The 17,484-nt window shown below is 50.8% G+C and carries 15 protein-coding genes, 2 tRNA genes and 2 rRNA genes (1 of these 19 only partly in view); 18 read left to right on the top strand and 1 reads right to left on the bottom strand.

Features of this window, described 5'->3' with window-relative positions; genetic code table 11:
- Positions 1–19: 19 nt before the first annotated feature.
- Positions 20–391, top strand: a complete 372-nt coding sequence (gene folB, locus ACX4JR_RS15655) for a dihydroneopterin aldolase (RefSeq protein WP_476058927.1) — start codon at positions 20–22, stop codon at positions 389–391.
- Positions 388–903: a 2-amino-4-hydroxy-6-hydroxymethyldihydropteridine diphosphokinase gene (folK, locus tag ACX4JR_RS15650; protein WP_476058926.1), complete on the top strand. Its 516-nt coding sequence runs from the start codon at positions 388–390 to the stop codon at positions 901–903. Before folB ends, folK begins: the two co-directional genes overlap by 4 nt.
- A gap of 50 nt (positions 904–953) precedes the next feature.
- Here folK and ACX4JR_RS15645 read toward each other — a convergent pair whose 3' ends face one another.
- Complete coding sequence (locus ACX4JR_RS15645; RefSeq protein ID WP_476058925.1) at positions 954–2,117, bottom strand: amidohydrolase family protein; 1,164 nt, start codon at positions 2,115–2,117, stop codon at positions 954–956.
- A 279-nt stretch (positions 2,118–2,396) separates the two neighbouring features.
- Between ACX4JR_RS15645 and ACX4JR_RS15640 the strand changes: the two genes are divergently transcribed.
- From ACX4JR_RS15640 to ACX4JR_RS15565, 16 genes are all read left to right on the top strand, one after another.
- Entirely contained in the window at positions 2,397–3,356 is a 960-nt protein-coding gene (locus ACX4JR_RS15640; RefSeq protein WP_476058924.1) for a Rossmann-like and DUF2520 domain-containing protein, read from the top strand.
- Positions 3,346–4,179: a 3-methyl-2-oxobutanoate hydroxymethyltransferase gene (gene panB / locus ACX4JR_RS15635; protein ID WP_476058923.1), complete on the top strand. Its 834-nt coding sequence runs from the start codon at positions 3,346–3,348 to the stop codon at positions 4,177–4,179. The genes ACX4JR_RS15640 and panB overlap by 11 nt, the downstream gene beginning before the upstream one ends.
- A gap of 52 nt (positions 4,180–4,231) precedes the next feature.
- Positions 4,232–5,080, top strand: a complete 849-nt coding sequence (gene panC / locus ACX4JR_RS15630; protein WP_476058922.1) for a pantoate--beta-alanine ligase — start codon at positions 4,232–4,234, stop codon at positions 5,078–5,080.
- A 2-nt stretch (positions 5,081–5,082) separates the two neighbouring features.
- Positions 5,083–5,466 (top strand): aspartate 1-decarboxylase, encoded by a 384-nt coding sequence (gene panD / locus ACX4JR_RS15625; RefSeq protein ID WP_476058921.1) that lies wholly within the window; start codon positions 5,083–5,085, stop codon positions 5,464–5,466.
- Positions 5,467–5,636: 170 nt separating this feature from the next.
- The gene (locus ACX4JR_RS15620) at positions 5,637–6,632 is read left to right on the top strand and encodes a biotin--[acetyl-CoA-carboxylase] ligase (protein ID WP_476058920.1); all 996 of its coding nucleotides are present in this window, start codon (positions 5,637–5,639) and stop codon (positions 6,630–6,632) included.
- A 65-nt stretch (positions 6,633–6,697) separates the two neighbouring features.
- Positions 6,698–7,282 (top strand): biotin transporter BioY, encoded by a 585-nt coding sequence (locus tag ACX4JR_RS15615; RefSeq protein WP_476058919.1) that lies wholly within the window; start codon positions 6,698–6,700, stop codon positions 7,280–7,282.
- A 167-nt stretch (positions 7,283–7,449) separates the two neighbouring features.
- Positions 7,450–8,217, top strand: a complete 768-nt coding sequence (locus ACX4JR_RS15610) for a type III pantothenate kinase (protein ID WP_476058918.1) — start codon at positions 7,450–7,452, stop codon at positions 8,215–8,217.
- A gap of 18 nt (positions 8,218–8,235) precedes the next feature.
- Complete coding sequence (dusB, locus tag ACX4JR_RS15605; protein ID WP_476058917.1) at positions 8,236–9,189, top strand: tRNA dihydrouridine synthase DusB; 954 nt, start codon at positions 8,236–8,238, stop codon at positions 9,187–9,189.
- Positions 9,190–9,549: 360 nt separating this feature from the next.
- Complete coding sequence (locus ACX4JR_RS15600; protein ID WP_476058916.1) at positions 9,550–10,074, top strand: transcriptional regulator; 525 nt, start codon at positions 9,550–9,552, stop codon at positions 10,072–10,074.
- A 26-nt stretch (positions 10,075–10,100) separates the two neighbouring features.
- The gene (locus ACX4JR_RS15595; RefSeq protein ID WP_476058915.1) at positions 10,101–11,183 is read left to right on the top strand and encodes a shikimate dehydrogenase; all 1,083 of its coding nucleotides are present in this window, start codon (positions 10,101–10,103) and stop codon (positions 11,181–11,183) included.
- Between the two features lie 246 nt (positions 11,184–11,429).
- The gene (gene greA, locus ACX4JR_RS15590) at positions 11,430–11,903 is read left to right on the top strand and encodes a transcription elongation factor GreA (protein WP_476058914.1); all 474 of its coding nucleotides are present in this window, start codon (positions 11,430–11,432) and stop codon (positions 11,901–11,903) included.
- Between the two features lie 98 nt (positions 11,904–12,001).
- Positions 12,002–13,522: a lysine--tRNA ligase gene (gene lysS / locus ACX4JR_RS15585; RefSeq protein WP_476058913.1), complete on the top strand. Its 1,521-nt coding sequence runs from the start codon at positions 12,002–12,004 to the stop codon at positions 13,520–13,522.
- A 283-nt stretch (positions 13,523–13,805) separates the two neighbouring features.
- Positions 13,806–15,356, top strand: a 16S ribosomal RNA gene (locus tag ACX4JR_RS15580).
- Between the two features lie 202 nt (positions 15,357–15,558).
- A tRNA-Ile gene (locus tag ACX4JR_RS15575) sits at positions 15,559–15,635 on the top strand.
- A gap of 81 nt (positions 15,636–15,716) precedes the next feature.
- Positions 15,717–15,792 (top strand) — tRNA-Ala (locus ACX4JR_RS15570).
- A 48-nt stretch (positions 15,793–15,840) separates the two neighbouring features.
- Positions 15,841–17,484: ribosomal RNA gene (locus ACX4JR_RS15565) — 23S ribosomal RNA — on the top strand (it continues 1,784 nt past the right edge of the window).
- Together the 16S and 23S rRNA genes with 2 tRNA genes alongside form the textbook arrangement of a ribosomal RNA operon.

Here is a 17,484-nt window from a genome sequence, read left to right as displayed (position 1 = left end):
AGGGAAAGCGGTGTTTTTCGTGGACAAGATTATCCTGCAGGGTATGGAATTTTTCGGGTACCATGGCGTACTTCCGGAAGAAAATGAATTGGGACAAAGGTTTTTTGTTGATTTGGAATTGGACCTGGATTTGAAAAAGGCTGGCATAACCGATGACCCCGCCCACACAGTCAGTTACGCCGAGGTTTTTGAGGTGGCCAGGGAAATAGTTGAGGGTAAGCCCCGCAAGCTAATTGAGGCGGTGGCCGAAGATATTGCCGCGGCTATAATAAAGCGGTTCCCTGTCCGGCAGGTTACGGTTAAGGTAAAAAAGCCGTCGGCCCCCGTGCCCGGTCACTTCTCGTATATGGCCGTGGAAATAACCCGCCGTGCCGGGGATGTTGAAAAATGATGAATGGGGAGCGTGTTTTCGTGGGGCTGGGGTCCAATATGGGGGATAAAGCCGGCTATATTTACCGGGCCCTGAACATGCTCGGGGATTCACCCGGAGTTGAAATACAGGCGCTGGCACCCTTTTACCGGACCGAACCGGTGGGTTATACGGAGCAGGACTGGTTTTTAAATACTGTGGCGGAAATAAGAACCAGTTTGGGGCCCCGGGAGCTCCTGGCGGAAATGCTGGAGATAGAAGACCGCCTGGGAAGGAAGCGCACAATTCGCTGGGGGCCCCGGGTGGTGGACCTTGATTTGCTTTTATACGGCCGGCAGGTAATTTCAGAGCCGGGCCTGGAAGTGCCACACCCGCGGATGTGTGAGCGGGCCTTTGTTATGGTTCCCCTGGCCGACCTGGCCCCTCACCTGGTGCTTCCCGGGGGGAAACTGGCTGCGGAGCTGGCAGAGGTTTTAAAAGGGGAGCAGGGGATAGAAAGGTGGCATTTACTCTGTGACCGGTGCTCAATTTGACCGGAAATAATTATAGAGTTTTGGTTTTGGTATGTATGTAATTATAATCGTTACAAAGCCACATAGGCGGGATTTCTAAGAACGCTTAGATCCTCTAAGGGGTTACCTTCAACTGCTATAAACCGGGCCGGTTTCCCCACTTCCAAGCCTGAATCAAGCCCCAGCAGCCTGGAGCCTTCAATAGTGGCGGCCTTTAAAATATCCAGGTTGGAGAGTCCCGCTTCGCTGTAGAGGCGCAGTTCCTCGTGGAAGCCTTTTCCGTGCAGGACCCCGGTGGCCCCGGCATCGGTGCCCACGGCCACGGGAACGCCCAGATGGCGGGCTGTACAGAGCATTTCCTGGTGTTTCTTGCAGGTTTTTTCAATGGTGTTTTTTTCCTGCGGGGACAGTTTTTCGGCTCGGGCTCCTTTTAACTGGTTAGCTACGGGGACCAGGGTGGGAACCCACCAAATACCCTTTTCAGCCATAATTTTAAGGGTATCCTCGCTGAGGAAATAGCCGTGTTCCACCGAGTGAGCCCCGGCGCGGGCGCAGATTTCCACTGCACGGTCCGAGCTGGCGTGGGCCATGACCTTAAGCCCGTGGTGCCGGGCTGCCCGGACGATTTCTTTTAAAGCCGGCAGGTCGAACTGCAGCGGGCCCACGCGCCCGTATTCCTTAAAACTCACCACCCCGGAGACAAGCACCTTGATTTGGTCTGCTCCCTTCCGGGCCAGGTAGGAAACAGCTTCCCGCACCTGGTGTTCCTCCAGGCCGGGGCCAAGAAAGCTCCCGTACATTTCCCTCACCCGGAGGGCCGCTCCGGAGGCTTTTATGCAGGGCTTTGGGCTTATCCCGGCCTTAAAAGCCAGTACCTGCCCTTTCCTGTCCCCCCCGTCCCTTACCAGTGTAATTCCGTGCTCAAGGTTATTTTTAAGCTGTTTCCTGATATGCCGTTCCATTTCCGAGGGCGATTCCCACTTTTGCAGGCACCTCCGAAAATCCACGCCGTCCAGGGCCAGGTGTACATGGCAGTCAACGGGTCCCGGTAGCAGGGTGAAGTGGGACAGGTCCAGTACTTCCTTTCCGGGGTTATTACTATCTCTTTCCGGTTTAATGCCGGTGATGATGCCGTTCCTGATCTCCACGTAAACACTTTTAACAGGGTGCAGGGATTTGCCGGCAAGTAACGTCCCGGCATGTATTAAAATGTTATTGATATCTATTAATTTCAAGACCGGACACCTGCTTTTTGTGGTATTACGTTTTCCAATTTATCACTACCGGGGCGGGGAATCAATTAAATAGAAACATTTCTTGAAATTTAAAAACTTTAAATAATTTTTTAAAACTTAACGTTGCCGAAAAAATAATGATATGTTAAAATTATTGACGAAAAGGGCGGTATCCTTGTGGAACCGCACCTTCCGTTGTTTTTTCCTTAAAATAACAAAAAACATTCCGCTTGGAGCCGGAAGCGGACCGAGACGGGTGCTTTAAACTGGTGGCTGTTAATGCCCTCCGGAATGTGCCCGGAGGGCATTTTAACGTTTTTTGCGGTCTGCCCGGGGAAAGGAGAGGGTATGAGCAAGCCAAGTATAGCCGTAATCGGAGCGGGAAAAGTGGGTTCCGCCCTGGCCATATTATTACATAAGAAGGGTTATGCCGTGGCCGGTGTGGCCAGCAGGACATTGGATTCTGCAGCCAGGCTGGCCGGGAGGTTGAACTGTCCCGCATTTGAGGACTGCGCCCGGGCCGCCCGGGACGCAGAGGTGGTTTTTGTGACTACTCCGGACCGGGAAATAGCCCCTGTTTCAGCCCGAATTGCTGCGGGCGGCGGGTACAGGCCGGGGCAGATTGTGGCCCATACCAGCGGTGCACATCCTTCAGGTGAACTTCACGGGGCGAGGGAGGCCGGGGCCCTGGCAGTCAGCATTCACCCCCTGCAGTCCTTTGCGGAAGTGGAGGGGGCCATGGAAAATCTGCCCGGCTCTTATTTCGCCCTGGAGGGTGATGAGGGCGCCGTAAAACTTGCCGAAAGGATTGTAAAGGATTTGGGCGGCAAAAGTTTTATTATTGATGCCAGGGATAAACCCCTCTATCACGCTGCCGCCTGTATAGCGTCCAATTACCTGGTTTCATTGATGCACTTTGCCACCGGATTGTATCGAAACTTCGGCCTTTCCAGAGAGGAGGCCTTTAAAGCATTACTTCCCCTTGTGCGGGGAACGGTGGAAAACATCAGGCGCGCGGGGCCGGTAAAGGCACTTACCGGGCCGCTGGCCCGGGGAGATGTCCCCACCGTTAAAGGACACCTGGAGGCCCTGGAGAAGGTGAGCGGGCAGGAAAGGGAACTGTACAGGCAATTAGGCGAATACACCGTGCGGGTGGCCCTGGAAAAAGGGAGTATTGACGCCAATCAGGGAAAACACCTGATAAAAATGTTAAAAGGAGATGCTTGGATTGAAAGATAGGGTAACTACGGCAAATTTTCGGGCTAAAAAGCAAGAAGGTCAACCTATAACCATGCTTACCGCTTACGATTACCCCCTGGCCCAGCTGGTGGATGAGGCGGGTATTGATGCCATACTGGTTGGAGATTCCCTGGGTAATGTGGTGCTGGGATATGAATCAACCATTCCCGTTACCATGGACGATATGGTTCACCATGTCAAAGCGGTTACCAGAGGGGTGAAAAGGGCCATAGTAATAGCCGACATGCCCTTTTTGTCTTATCATGTTTCCAAGAAAGAGGCTGTACGTAATGCGGGGCGGCTGCTGCAGGAGGCGGGCGCCCAGGCCGTGAAGCTGGAAGGCGGGCAGGAAGTGGCGGAAATAATAAAAGCCATAACGGATGCCGGTATTCCCGTAATGGGGCACCTGGGACTGACACCGCAATCCATTCACCAGATGGGCGGCTATAAGGTTCAGGGTAGGGATGAAAAGGCGGCCCGGAAACTGCTGGCGGATGCCAGGGCGGTTGAGGACGCCGGGGCGTTTTCCCTGGTGCTGGAGTGTGTTCCCACCCCGCTGGCCAAATTGATTACCGAAAAATTAGCCATTTCCACAATTGGCATAGGGGCAGGGCCCTACTGTGACGGCCAGGTTTTGGTAACCCACGATTTGATAGGTCTGGTGGGCGGTTTCAGCCCCAAGTTTGCCAAGCGATACATTAATGTCCGGGAGGATATACGGAAAGCGCTCCAAACCTTCAAGCGGGAAGTTGAGGAAGGCGTATTTCCCGCCGAAGAACACCAGTTTGACATGAATGAAGAGGTTTTAAAGAAGTTATATTAAGGCGGTCCTTTTAACTGCGTTGGTAAGCCTTTAAAGGTGGGGGAGAGACTAAGTGATCATCTGCCGAACAATTGCTGAAGTAAAATCCGTTATCCGCGAGGCCAGATCCGCCGGCCGCACCGTAGGGCTGGTGCCCACTATGGGATATTTTCATGAAGGCCATCTTTCCCTAATGCGGGCCGCTCGCAAGGATTGTAACCTGGTGGTGGTGAGTCTCTTTGTGAACCCCACTCAATTCGGACCCAATGAGGACTATGCCGAATATCCCAGGGATTTCGAGCGGGATGTCCAGCTGGCCAGGGATGTGGGGGTGGATGTTATTTTTGCTCCGGAGCCAGAGGAAATGTATCCTTCCGGCTTCCAAACCCACGTGGAAGTTGAAGAGGTTTCCAAGCCCCTGTGCGGGCGTTCGCGGCCGGGACATTTCAGGGGTGTGGCCACGGTGGTGACAAAACTATTCAATATTGTGGAGCCGGACAGGGCTTATTTTGGCCAAAAGGATGCCCAGCAGGTAATGGTTATAAAACAAATGGTAAGGGACTTGAATATGAACGTTGAAATTGTCACCGGGCCCATTGTGCGGGAACATGACGGGCTGGCCATGAGTTCTCGAAATGTTTATCTAAGCCCGGAGGAGCGCAAGGCCGCCACCGTGTTATACCGCAGTCTCCGGGAGGCAGAGGAAAGGATAAAAAACGGGGAAACCGACCCGGTGAAACTGCGCCGACAAATAGTAAATAAAATTAAATCCGAGCCCCTTGCCGATATAGATTATGTGGAAATACTGGGCATTCCGGATCTTAGGCCCTTGAAAGTTTTAAAGGGCCGGATTTTGATTGCCCTGGCTGTCCGGTTCGGCAAAACCCGGCTGATTGACAACACCATGGTGGAGGTGTCGTAGAAATGTTCATTACCATGTTCAAGTCAAAAATTCACCGGGCCACGGTAACCGAAGCCAACCTTAACTATGTGGGTAGCGTAACCATAGATGAAGAATTACTGGAAGCGGCGGACATACTCTCCAATGAAAAGGTGCAAATAGTAAATATTAATAACGGCGCCAGGTTTGAAACATATACCATAAAAGGACCCAGGGGCTCCGGTATCATATGCCTGAACGGGGCTGCTGCCAGGCTGGTGCAGCCGGGGGATACCGTAATTATTATTTCCTATGCCATGATGGATAAAAAGGAGGCCCTTGAATTTCGCCCGAAGGTAATCCTGGTAGATGAGCAAAACAAAATCAAGAAGGTAGTAGAGGGAGAAGTTCACGGTGAAACGGCGTGAAGCCAGTACTTAAGCAGGGCCGGTGCCTGTATAATTGACTTACAGGATGCACCGGGCCTTGTAAGTAACAATTCTTTGTTAACCTTTTAAAGTATATCAGTTGACAAGGTTGGAAATATTTATTTTATAACATTATGTTGAGCAATAAATCTTTAACGGGGAGAGAGCCGATGGCTTTAAGGGCAGACTTACTCCGGCTTTTAAAAGAGAACAGCTCCCATTATGTTTCCGGGGAGCAAATTTGCCGGCAGCTGGGCGTGTCTCGAACGGCAATTTGGAAACAGGTGGAAATTCTCCGGAATATGGGCTATGAAGTTGACGCCCGCTCCAATGCCGGGTACCGGCTGGTTTCCGTACCTGACCGGCTTTACCCGGAAGAAGTGGGGGCGGGCCTGGGCACTTCGGTAATAGGCAGGGAAATACGCTATGCCCCTAGTGTGGGCTCCACCAATGAATTTGCCAAGGAATGGGCCCGGGAAGGTGCTCCCGACGGGGGTGTTTTTATTGCCGAAGAACAGGGTGCAGGAAAGGGGCGCCTGGGCCGTGCCTGGTTTTCTCCCGCAGGCAAGGGCCTTTGGTTTAGCGTGGTTATGCGGCCCCGCATGAATCCGGCGGATGTCCCGCAGATTACCATGGTGGCTGCCGTGGCAGTGGCCAGGGCTGTTTATAAAGAAACAGGCCTGACCGCAGGAATCAAGTGGCCTAACGATTTACTTATGGGAAACGGCAGGCGGAGAAAATTGTGCGGGATTTTGACCGAGATGAATGCAGATATGGATCGGATAAATTATGCAGTGCTCGGTATCGGCCTCAATGTAAATATTACCCGGGAGGATGTTCCCCGGGAATTACGGGATATAGTTACCTCGGTGGCTATGGAAACGGGAAAAAAGATTAACCGGGTCAAGTTGCTGCAGGTTATTCTCCGGGAATTGGACCACTGGTATCAAGAATGGCTTGCCAGGGGGTTTAAGCCCGTTTTGGAACAGTGGAAAGATTGGAATGTTACCCTGGGGCGCAGGGTGAAAGTTACTACTTTTAAAGAGGTAGTAGAGGGGAGGGCGGAAGATGTAGATGAAAACGGGTCCCTTGTAGTCAGGCTGGACAGCGGGGGATTAAAAAGATTTATGGCCGGGGAGGTTTCCCTGCGGGAGAATAATGAGTAAGTTTTTTATCTATATCGTTAACTGTTAGATTGTAAGTGGTTTACTATCTAAAGGAGGTAATTTCAGTGAAAAATCTGTCAGCCCGGGATATGGTGCTGGTTTCCATGTTTGCCGCCCTGGCTGCCGTGGGAGCCCTGATTTTCAGGTGGCTGGGAGGAGCAATAGTTCCCTTTAGCATTGTTCCGTTTATAGTAGTTTTGGCGGGGTGTATTTTGGGGCCCAAACTGGGAGCCCTGAGCATGCTGGTATACATGCTTTTGGGCCTGGTAGGAGTGCCCGTATTTGAAAAGCCGCCCTTCGGGACGCCCGCCTATATCCTGCAGCCCACCTTTGGATTTATCATGGGCTTTGTAGCTGCGGCCTATGTAACCGGGCGTGTAATTAAAGGGAATGATTCAGCGGGGCTGGCACGGTACGTGGTGGCCACTTTGGCAGGGATGGCGGCAATATACCTGGTAGGCCTTCCTTACCTTTACTTGGTACTTAATTTTTACATGGGCAAAGCTTTTCCCGTTTGGGAAGTATTAAAAATTGGCTTTATTCCCTTTGTCGGGTGGGATATTCTGAAAGCTGTGGTAGCTGCGGGACTGGCCAGGGCGGTTCACTTGCGCCTGTCTCAAGGAAAATATGACATGCAGGGAAGCAGCTGAAGGTGTCGCAAAATGAAGAATGCCGGCCGGGCTGCTTTAAAGCCGCCCGGCCGTTTTTTTCTTTGAATAGTGCCTTTATTGAAAGTAAGGGCATGTTTTCTGAAGTTGCACCTGAAATATGCCTTTGATAGAATTAGGACAACGAAGCAAGGAAAGCAGGGATTAATTTGTTACTGGTTTTTGATGTGGGAAATACAAATATTGTGCTCGGTATTTTTGAAGAATCCCGCCTGGTGGTACACTGGAGATTATCCACTGCCAGCCACCGCACGGCGGATGAATACGGGATGCTTTTACGGGACCTGTTTGAGTCCAAAGGGTTGTCTTTATCCCGGGTTAAGGCGGTAGTTCTGTCTTCGGTGGTTCCCCCGTTGAATTACTCTTTGGAACGAATGTGCCAAAAGTATTTGGGGGTTGACCCGCTGGTTGTGGGCCCGGGCATTAAAACGGGCATGCCCATAAAGTATGAAAATCCCAGGGAAGTGGGAGCAGACCGAATTGTTAACGCGGTGGCCGGCTTCGAGATTTACGGCGGCCCGTTAATTATTGTTGATTTCGGCACTGCCACTACCTTTTGTGCCATATCCGCCCGCGGAGAGTACCTTGGAGGCGCCATAGCCCCCGGTATCGGTATTTCAACCGAGGCCTTATTTGCCAAGGCGGCTAAACTTCCCCGGGTGGAAATAGCAAAACCCCCTTCCGTTATAGGTAAGACCACCGTAAACAGTATGCAGTCGGGTATTTTTTACGGGTTTGTCGGCCAGGTGGACGAAATAGTACGACGCATGAAGCAGGAATTAAAGGGAGATCCAATGGTAGTGGCTACCGGCGGCCTGGCCGGCTTGATTTCCGCCGAATCCAGGACGATAGACAAGGTGGATCGTTTATTAACCCTTAAAGGATTGAGAATAATATACGAAAGGAACAAATCTTAAATCCACGGAGGTAAATACGTGCATATTGGAAGTGTACCCCTTGAGAACCCGGTGGTTGCCGCCCCCATGGCCGGAGTAACCTGCCGGGCTTTTCGTATTTTGGCCCGGGAAGCCGGGTGTGCCCTGGTTTGCACTGAAATGGTCAGTGCCCAGGCCCTGGTTTATAAAAATGCAAAAACCTACCGGTTAATGGATTGCAGGGGCGAAGAGGGCCCGGTGAGTGTGCAAATTTTTGGCAGCAATCCTGAATACATGGCCCGTGCCGCGGAGATTGTATCCCGGTACGGTGCTGCCATTATTGATATTAATATGGGCTGTCCCACTCCCAAAATAGTGAAAAACGGGGAAGGTGCGGCCTTGATGAAGAACCCGGCCCTGGCGGCCAAAATAGTGTCTGAAGTGGTAAAGGCAGTGGAACTGCCCGTTACCGTTAAGATGCGTAAGGGCTGGGACGGCGACAGCATTAACGCCGTTGAACTGGCAATGGCCGTGCAGGATGCCGGGGCAAAGGCGGTAACTGTACACGGCAGAACCAGGGACCAGTTTTACAGCGGGCGAGCGGACTGGAATATTATTAAAGCGGTTAAGGAAAAGGTATCCATACCCGTTATCGGCAACGGGGATATTTTTTGTCCCGAGGATGCGGCCAGAATGATGGAGGAAACGGGCTGCGACGCCGTTATGATCGGCAGGGCCGCCCTGGGAAACCCCTGGATTTTCAATAGAACGGTTATGTATTTGCAAACGGGAATTTTACCTCCCGGGCCCGGGAAAAGGGAAAAAATCGCCACGGCCTTGCGGCACCTGGATTTGATGGTTGAAGACAAGGGGGAATCGGCCCTTTGGGAGATGAGGAAGCATGCTGCCTGGTATATGAAGGGAATGCCGGGTGCCGCCCGCCTGCGGGAACAGGTAAACAAGGCCAAATCCCTGGAGGAACTCAGGGGGATATTGCTGGCGTTTTTGGATTAGAAAAACAATAGAAAAATTAACCAGCCCCATGCTGTTAATAAAGCCTGCATCTTTGGAGATGCAGGCTTTAATCCCCCATCCCCTCTGAGATAACCTTTCGCACATGGACACCACCCTCTTTATTTCCCACATTCTCCAGATGCATGGCATGGGCTTCCAGCTTTTCCCGGGAGCAAAAATCTCGCCAGTCCAGGGTTAAGGGGGGGGCAAATCTCCGCTGCCCGGTAATGTTACAGGTAAATTAGCGGCAACAATACTTTTTTTCTTGCCAACACTGGTATTTTTAGCTAAAATAGGTTTTGTACACAAAGTTGTGCACATAAAAATTCTGCTAAGGGGATAAAATGTTAGGGAAAGGAAATGGATTTTATAAGAATCGGTGAAAAGGTCATCAGTAAAAAAAAGATTGATAAATCCATAAAGGAAATTCTAAAACTCCGCCAGGCGGGTTTTTCCCAAAGTGAGGTCGCCCAGCGGTTATCTATTGACCGTACTTTTATAAGCAGGTTGGAGAGCCTTGGGGAAATCAGGAAGGGCAGGCGGATTGCCGTCATAGGCTTTCCTATAGCCAACAAAAAAGAGTTGGAAAATGTCCTGGCATCCATGGGTATTGATTTCGTTTTTTTGATGACGGAGAAGGAAAGGTGGCAATTTGTTAAAGAAAAAACCGGGTTGGACCTTTTTAACGCTATTATGGACATGGTAGCCAGGTTGCATAGCTATGACCGCATTGTTATCATTGGTTCCAACAAGAGGATAAAGATAGCTGAAGCGGTAATGGATAAGGACGTTATAGGTTTTGAAATTGGGGAATCGCCTATTCAAGAAGATAAGTACGTAAATGTACAGGAAATTAAAGAATTGCTAGAGGCCATTAAGGACTGAGCCTGCAGGGAGGGAGATAATTAATAATGGGTTCCTTTGCCTTTATAATTCATCCACTGGATGTTCAAGATGTTGCCCGGAAGTTTGGTTTTGTAAAGTACATGCCTGCTTCTCTGGTGGAGAGACTTTTACGGGTGCTTCCCCCCCTTCAGGTTTCAAAAATTACCGGAGTTGAATCACCTTACAATTCGGTGGAGGGCTGGTTTATTTCCTGCCCTCTTACTGCGAGACAAATGATGGAATTGCCTGAAGACTATGTAATAAAGCGAATCATTCAAGCCGGAAAACTGGCAGAAAAACTGGGGGCCAAGGTGCTTGGCCTGGGGGCTTTTACTTCCGTGGTAGGGGATGCCGGTATAAGTATTGCCAGGGAACTTAATATTGCCGTAACCACAGGCAACAGTTATACCGTGGCCACTGCCATGCAGGGGATCCGGGAGGCAGCGAAGCTGATGGGACATGATTTAAAAAAGGCACGGGTGGTGGTACTGGGCGCCACAGGCTCCATCGGCAGGGTGTGTGCACGGCTGTTGGCCGAAGAAGTAAATAAACTTACCCTGGTGGCCCGGCAGCGGTCACGGCTGGAACAATTGGCCCGGACCATAATGTATGAGACCGGCCTGGCAGCGAAGATAACTTCAGATGTTAAAAGTGCTCTTAGATCTGCTCAGGTGGTGGTGGCTGTAACCAGTGCCTTAGATTCCCTTATCGGCCCTGAAGATCTTATGCCGGGAGCGGTTGTTTGTGATGTTAGCAGGCCCCGCAATGTTTCCAGGCAGGTGGCCGAACAGAGAAATGACGTATTGGTTATTGAGGGAGGAGTTGTAAAGGTGCCGGGCCCGGTAAAATTTAATTTTAATTTTGGTTTTCCTCCGGGCATGGCTTATGCCTGCATGTCGGAAACAATGATTTTGGCCTTGGAAGAGCGCTATGAGAATTTTACCTTGGGTAGGGATTTAACTTTGGAGCAGGTGGAAGAAATTTCGCGCTTGGCCGAAAAACATGGATTTGAACTGGCGGGCTTTAGAAGTTTTGAGAGGGCAGTTACTATGGAGGAAATAGAGACAATAAAAAGAAATGCGGAAATGAAGTTGAAAGTTGCAAATTAGGTATGCTCCTCGTCTTTTATTATTGCCTTGACAAACAATACCATGGCTCATATAATGTTAAAAAGTTTAGCCGGGGATATGGTGCACTGCAAATTTTTTTTGCAGTGTTTTCATACGCCGTTGTAAGATTGAGGGCCGGAGTATATTTTCTCCTGCTCTTTTTTTGAATAACATCTGGGGAAATGCAATATATTTTTTTGTAATTGAAGTTAAAAATTACTTTAGGTGAGGAGACGATTTAAATTTATGAGTGAGAATAGAGAAGTCATTTTGACTAAAGGCGGCCTTAAAAAAATTGAAGATGAGTTGGAAGAGTTAAAGTCTGTTCGCCGCAGGGAAGTAGCTCAAAGAATTAAGCAGGCAATTGAATTTGGGGATATCAGTGAAAATTCTGAGTATGAAGATGCCAAGAATGAACAGGCCTTTATTGAAGGCAGAATTATCACTTTAGAAAAAATGTTGCGGAACGCCAAGATCATCGGAGATACCAATACAGATGAAGTTTCTATTGGATCCACTGTAAAGTTAAAAGACATTGAGACCGGAGATGAAATCCAGTATACCATTGTGGGCTCAATGGAGGCGGAACCGGATGAAAATAAAATTTCCAATGAATCTCCCGTTGGTAAGGCCATTCTTGGCCATAAAAAAGGTGACGTGGTAGAAATAACTGTTCCGGCAGGTGTTTTTAAGTATCAAATATTAGATATAATGTCTTAAAGACTTCCGCCGAATTAAAATTTAATTTAACAGTACGGTATAGAGCTCCTGTGCTTGTTGATATACAGGTGAAGTTATAAGAACCCGGAGGGAGTGCTATGGCAAATAGCAGGGAATTTGACGGAGCGGAACCGGTATGTGATGATTTGACAGATACAGATAAGGAAAAATATAATGAGCTGATGCGGGTGCGAAGGGAGAAGCTTGAGGAACTCAGGAATGCCGGCATCAATCCTTTTGGTGAAAAATTTGAGTTTACCCATCATGCCCGGCAAATAAGAGAAAATTATGAGGAATATGCTGATAAAAATGTATCCATAGCCGGCAGGATAATGGCCAAGCGCGGTCATGGGAAGGCCGGCTTTGCCAACGTCCAGGATGCAACGGGTCAAATACAGATTTACGCCCGCTTAAATGATTTAGGGCAGGAAAATTATCAATTGTTTAAAGGCCTGGATATAGGAGATATAGTGGGCGTCAGGGGAACGGTATTTAAAACGCGGACGGGCGAAGTAACCGTGGCAGTAAAAAAACTGGTTTTACTGGCAAAATCCCTGCGCCCTTTGCCGGAAAAATGGCACGGGCTTAAAGACGTGGATTTGCGCTACAGGCAGCGGTACTTAGATTTAATTGTTAATCCTGATGTTAAGCAAACATTTATATTAAGGAGTAAAATAATAAAGGCGCTTAGGAATTTCCTAACAGAAGAAGGTTTTTTAGAAGTAGAAACACCCATGATGCACCCCATAGCAGGTGGTGCTGCAGCCCGGCCGTTTATAACCCATCATAATGCTTTAGATATGGATCTTTATTTGCGCATTGCTCCTGAGCTTTACCTTAAGCGCCTGCTTGTGGGCGGTTTCGAAAAGGTGTTTGAAATTAACCGTAATTTTCGCAATGAAGGGATAAGTACCAAACATAATCCCGAATTTACCATGCTGGAATTATACCAGGCTTATGCCGATTATTACGATATGATGGACCTTACGGAAAAGCTGATATCTGCCGTGATCGAAGAGATCCTTGGCACCACCCGAATAAACTTCCAGGGGAAAGAAATAAATTTTGCCCGCCCGTGGGAAAGAATGTCTATGCTGGAAGCGGTAAAGCAGTATAGCGGATTGGACTTTACCCGGCTTGAAGTAGAGGAGGCCCAAAAAGTGGCCAAAGACATGGGGCTGGAAGTAGAAGAGGCCGACGGGTGGGGTAGCATTTTAAACAAAGTTTTTGAAGAAAAAGTTGAACCCCACCTTATTCAGCCTACATTTATTATGGATTATCCCATTGAAATATCCCCCCTGGCCAAGAGAAAAGAAGATCAGCCGGAATTGACTTATAGATTTGAGCTCTTCATCAACGGCTGGGAAATAGCCAATGCATTTTCGGAATTAAATGATCCCATTGACCAAAAGGAACGTTTTTTACGCCAATTGGACAAGCGCAAGGCTGGGGATGATGAGGCCCATATGATGGACGAAGATTACATAACTGCCCTGGAGTACGGTATGCCTCCCGCCGGAGGACTGGGTATAGGGATAGACAGGCTAATTATGCTGCTTACCGATTCTCCATCCATAAGAGATGTCATATTGTTTCCGCTAATGAGGCCCAGGGATTAAATCCCGGGCCTTAAAAACATTTAAAGCGGCTTAATTTGAATGTTGACACTTAAAGGTTCTTATGGTACTATACTTAATTGTTAAGCGAGATAACGATATTACACAAGCCAAATTAGATAATTGAGAAAAGTTCCGATCCAAAAGTTAAAAAATTGGCTTGACAGTTATCAAAGGTTATGCTAACATAAGAACCCGAGGCATGACAAAAGGTCTTTGAAAACTGAACAGTGACCCTGGTTTTGATAGAGCCCTTGGAGATAAGAGATTAAACTTTCCGGATAAATAGATGGAGAGTTTGATCCTGGCTCAGGACGAACGCTGGCGGCATGCCTAACACATGCAAGTCGAACGGGGCAGCCTTTGGAAGTCCTTCGGGACGGACGGGGGAGTGCCTAGTGGCGGACGGGTGAGTAACGCGTGGATAACCTACCCGGAAGACCGGGATAACACCGGGAAACCGGTGCTAATACCGGATGAGCTTTTACTGTTGCATGGCAGTAGAAGGAAAGGTGCGGGAGCGCCGCTTCTGGATGGGTCCGCGTCCCATTAGCTAGTTGGTGTGGTAAAGGCGCACCAAGGCGACGATGGGTAGCCGGCCTGAGAGGGTGACCGGCCACACTGGGACTGAGACACGGCCCAGACTCCTACGGGAGGCAGCAGTGGGGGATTTTCCGCAATGGGCGAAAGCCTGACGGAGCGATGCCGCGTGAGCGAAGAAGGCCTTCGGGTCGTAAAGCTCTGTCCAGGGGGAAGAAGAGGTGACGGTACCCCTGGAGGAAGCCCCGGCTAACTACGTGCCAGCAGCCGCGGTAACACGTAGGGGGCGAGCGTTGTCCGGAATTACTGGGCGTAAAGCGCGCGTAGGCGGCCGAGCAAGTCAGGGGTGAAAGCCGGCGGCTCAACCGCAGGAGTGTTCTTGAAACTGCTCGGCTTGAGGGCAGGAGAGGGGAGTGGAATTCCCAGTGTAGCGGTGAAATGCGTAGATATTGGGAGGAACACCAGTGGCGAAGGCGGCTCTCTGGCCTGGACCTGACGCTGAGGCGCGAAAGCGTGGGGAGCGAACAGGATTAGATACCCTGGTAGTCCACGCTGTAAACGATGGGTGCTAGGTGTTGGTGTCGCTGAGGCATCAGTGCCGTAGTTAACGCGATAAGCACCCCGCCTGGGGAGTACGGTCGCAAGACTGAAACTCAAAGGAATTGACGGGGGCCCGCACAAGCGGTGGAGCATGTGGTTTAATTCGACGCAACCCGAAGAACCTTACCAGGGCTTGACATCCCGCGACAGCCGTAGAGATACGGTTTTCCATAGTGATACTATGGGCGCGGAGACAGGTGGTGCATGGTTGTCGTCAGCTCGTGTCGTGAGATGTTGGGTTAAGTCCCGCAACGAGCGCAACCCCTACCTCTAGTTGCCAGCACGGGAGGGTGGGCACTCTAGAGGGACTGCCGTTGACAAGACGGAGGAAGGTGGGGATGACGTCAAATCATCATGCCCCTTATGTCCTGGGCTACACACGTGCTACAATGGCCGGTACAGAGGGCAGCGAAGCCGCGAGGCGGAGCGAATCCCAAAAAGCCGGTCTCAGTTCGGATTGCAGGCTGCAACTCGCCTGCATGAAGGCGGAATCGCTAGTAATCGCAGGTCAGCAAACTGCGGTGAATACGTTCCCGGGCCTTGTACACACCGCCCGTCACACCACGAAAGCCGACAACACCCGAAGCCGGTGAGCTAACCCTTTTAAGGGAGGCAGCCGTCGAAGGTGGGGTTGGTGATTGGGGTGAAGTCGTAACAAGGTATCCCTACCGGAAGGTGGGGATGGATCACCTCCTTTCTAAGGAGTTTTTGCGAAAGAGCGGGAAACAGAGGGGGCTTAAGAGACCGGGGTTCACTGTTTAGTTTTGAAAGACCTTTGAAAGACCAAGGTGGTTGTTTGTTTCAGTGAGCGGTCGTTGGTAAAAAATATACGTTGAAAGTTGTTATTATAAGTTGTTATAATAACCAACGGCCAGCGACAAGCGACCAATAATTAATATGGGCCTGTAGCTCAGTCGGTCAGAGCGCACGCCTGATAAGCGTGAGGTCGATGGTTCAAGTCCATCCAGGCCCACCATTTGAGGAGTAGGAAGTGAGAGGTTGGAGGTGGGAAAGTAAATTCTCATTTCCCACATCTCACTTCTCACATCCCAAGTGTGGGGGTGTAGCTCAGCTGGGAGAGCACCTGCCTTGCAAGCAGGGGGTCACCGGTTCGAGTCCGGTCATCTCCACCAGGTACCTGCTCTTTGAGAACTGCACAGTAGAGAAGGTAAGATACCGTAGGTCAAGCTAATAAGGGCGTACGGTGGATGCCTGGGCGCTAAGGGCCGAAGAAGGACGTGGCAAGCTGCGAAAAGCCACGGTGAGCCGCAAGCAGGCGAAGACCCGTGGATTTCCGAATGGGGCAACCCGGTACCGCAAACCGGTATCATTCCGCACTGAACACATAGGTGCGGGAGGGGCACCCGGGGAACTGAAACATCTAAGTACCCGGAGGAAAAGAAAGCAAGAGCGATCCCCTGAGTAGCGGCGAGCGAAAGGGGGCCAGCCTAAACCGGCGGCATGCAGCTGCCGGGGTTGCGGGACTCTCCGAAGGGGTTAAGGAGTTCTAGCCGAAGTGGACTGGAACGTTCCGCCGGAGAAGGTAAAAGCCCTGTAGGCGAAAGGGCGAATTAACCTGGAGAGGATCCCAAGTACCGCGGGGCACGGGGAATCCCGCGGGAATCGGGGAGGACCACCTCCCAAGGCTAAATACCCTTAGCGACCGATAGCGGATAGTACCGTGAGGGAAAGGTGAAAAGCACCCCGGGAGGGGAGTGAAAGAGAACCTGAAACCGTATGCCTACAAGCAGTCGGAGCCCAGCACTCAACCAAGCATTTAAGGGAACAGAGTGTTGATTTGGGGAGTATTTACCAAACCCTGGCACTCAACTTAAGTGTTGGGTTGAGTGCTGGGTGACGGCGTACTTTTTGTAGAACGGACCGGCGAGTTACGTTTGGCGGGCGAGGTTAAGGGCCAGAGGTCTGGAGCCGCAGCGAAAGCGAGTCTTAAGAGGGCGCATAAGTCCGCCGGAGTAGACCCGAAACCGGGTGATCTACCCATGTCCAGAGTGAAGCGCGAGTAAAGTCGCGTGGAGGCTCGAACCAACCGTCGTTGAAAAGGCGGTGGATGAGGTGTGGGTAGGGGTGAAATGCCAATCGAACCCGGAGATAGCTGGTTCTCCCCGAAATAGCTTTAGGGCTAGCCTCAAGGGGTGATATTCGGAGGTAGAGCACTGATTGAGCTAGGGGCCTTCACGGGTTACCGAACTCAATCAAACTCCGAATGCCGGATATTGGACCTTGGGAGTCAGACTGCGAGTGCAAAGATCCGTGGTCGAGAGGGGAACAGCCCAGACCACCGGCTAAGGTCCCGAAACTGTGCTAAGTGGGGAAGGATGTGGGGTTGCCGAGACAACCAGGATGTTGGCTTAGAAGCAGCCATCATTTAAAGAGTGCGTAATAGCTCACTGGTCGAGTGGCCCTGCGCCGAAAATGTAACGGGGCTCAAGCACAGTACCGAAGCCGTGGCCCAGCACTCAAGGGATTGAGTGGTGGGGGTAGGGGAGCGTTCCCAGCGGGCAGAAGCAGTACCGGGAGGAGCTGTGGACTGCTGGGAAGTGAGAATGCCGGTATAAGTAAGCGATAAGGCAGGTGAGAATCCTGCCCGCCGAAAGCCTAAGGGTTCCTGGGGAAGGCTCGTCCGCCCAGGGTAAGCCGGGGCCTAAGCCGAGGCCGAGAGGCGTAGGCGATGGGGAATCGGTTGAGAGTCCGATGCCACCGGCAGGCCGATTGAGGAAGGGGTGACGCAGGAGGGTAGGCCAAGCGCGCGGCTGGAAAAGCGCGTCCAAGCCTGTAGGGTGCGGGGCAGGCAAATCCGCTCCGTT

This window comes from Desulfofundulus sp. JL263-se, assembly GCF_056316025.1.
This window is presented reverse-complemented; position numbering and strand designations above follow the sequence as displayed.

Coding starts and splice junctions, on each gene's coding strand:
- folK (WP_476058926.1), top strand. CDS start 388: ATGATGAATGGGGAGCGTGTTTTCGTGGGGCTGGGGTCCAATATGGGG.
- ACX4JR_RS15640 (WP_476058924.1), top strand. CDS start 2,397: ATGCCCTCCGGAATGTGCCCGGAGGGCATTTTAACGTTTTTTGCGGTC.
- panD (WP_476058921.1), top strand. CDS start 5,083: ATGTTCATTACCATGTTCAAGTCAAAAATTCACCGGGCCACGGTAACC.
- ACX4JR_RS15620 (WP_476058920.1), top strand. CDS start 5,637: ATGGCTTTAAGGGCAGACTTACTCCGGCTTTTAAAAGAGAACAGCTCC.
- ACX4JR_RS15600 (WP_476058916.1), top strand. CDS start 9,550: ATGGATTTTATAAGAATCGGTGAAAAGGTCATCAGTAAAAAAAAGATT.
- ACX4JR_RS15595 (WP_476058915.1), top strand. CDS start 10,101: ATGGGTTCCTTTGCCTTTATAATTCATCCACTGGATGTTCAAGATGTT.
- greA (WP_476058914.1), top strand. CDS start 11,430: ATGAGTGAGAATAGAGAAGTCATTTTGACTAAAGGCGGCCTTAAAAAA.
- lysS (WP_476058913.1), top strand. CDS start 12,002: ATGGCAAATAGCAGGGAATTTGACGGAGCGGAACCGGTATGTGATGAT.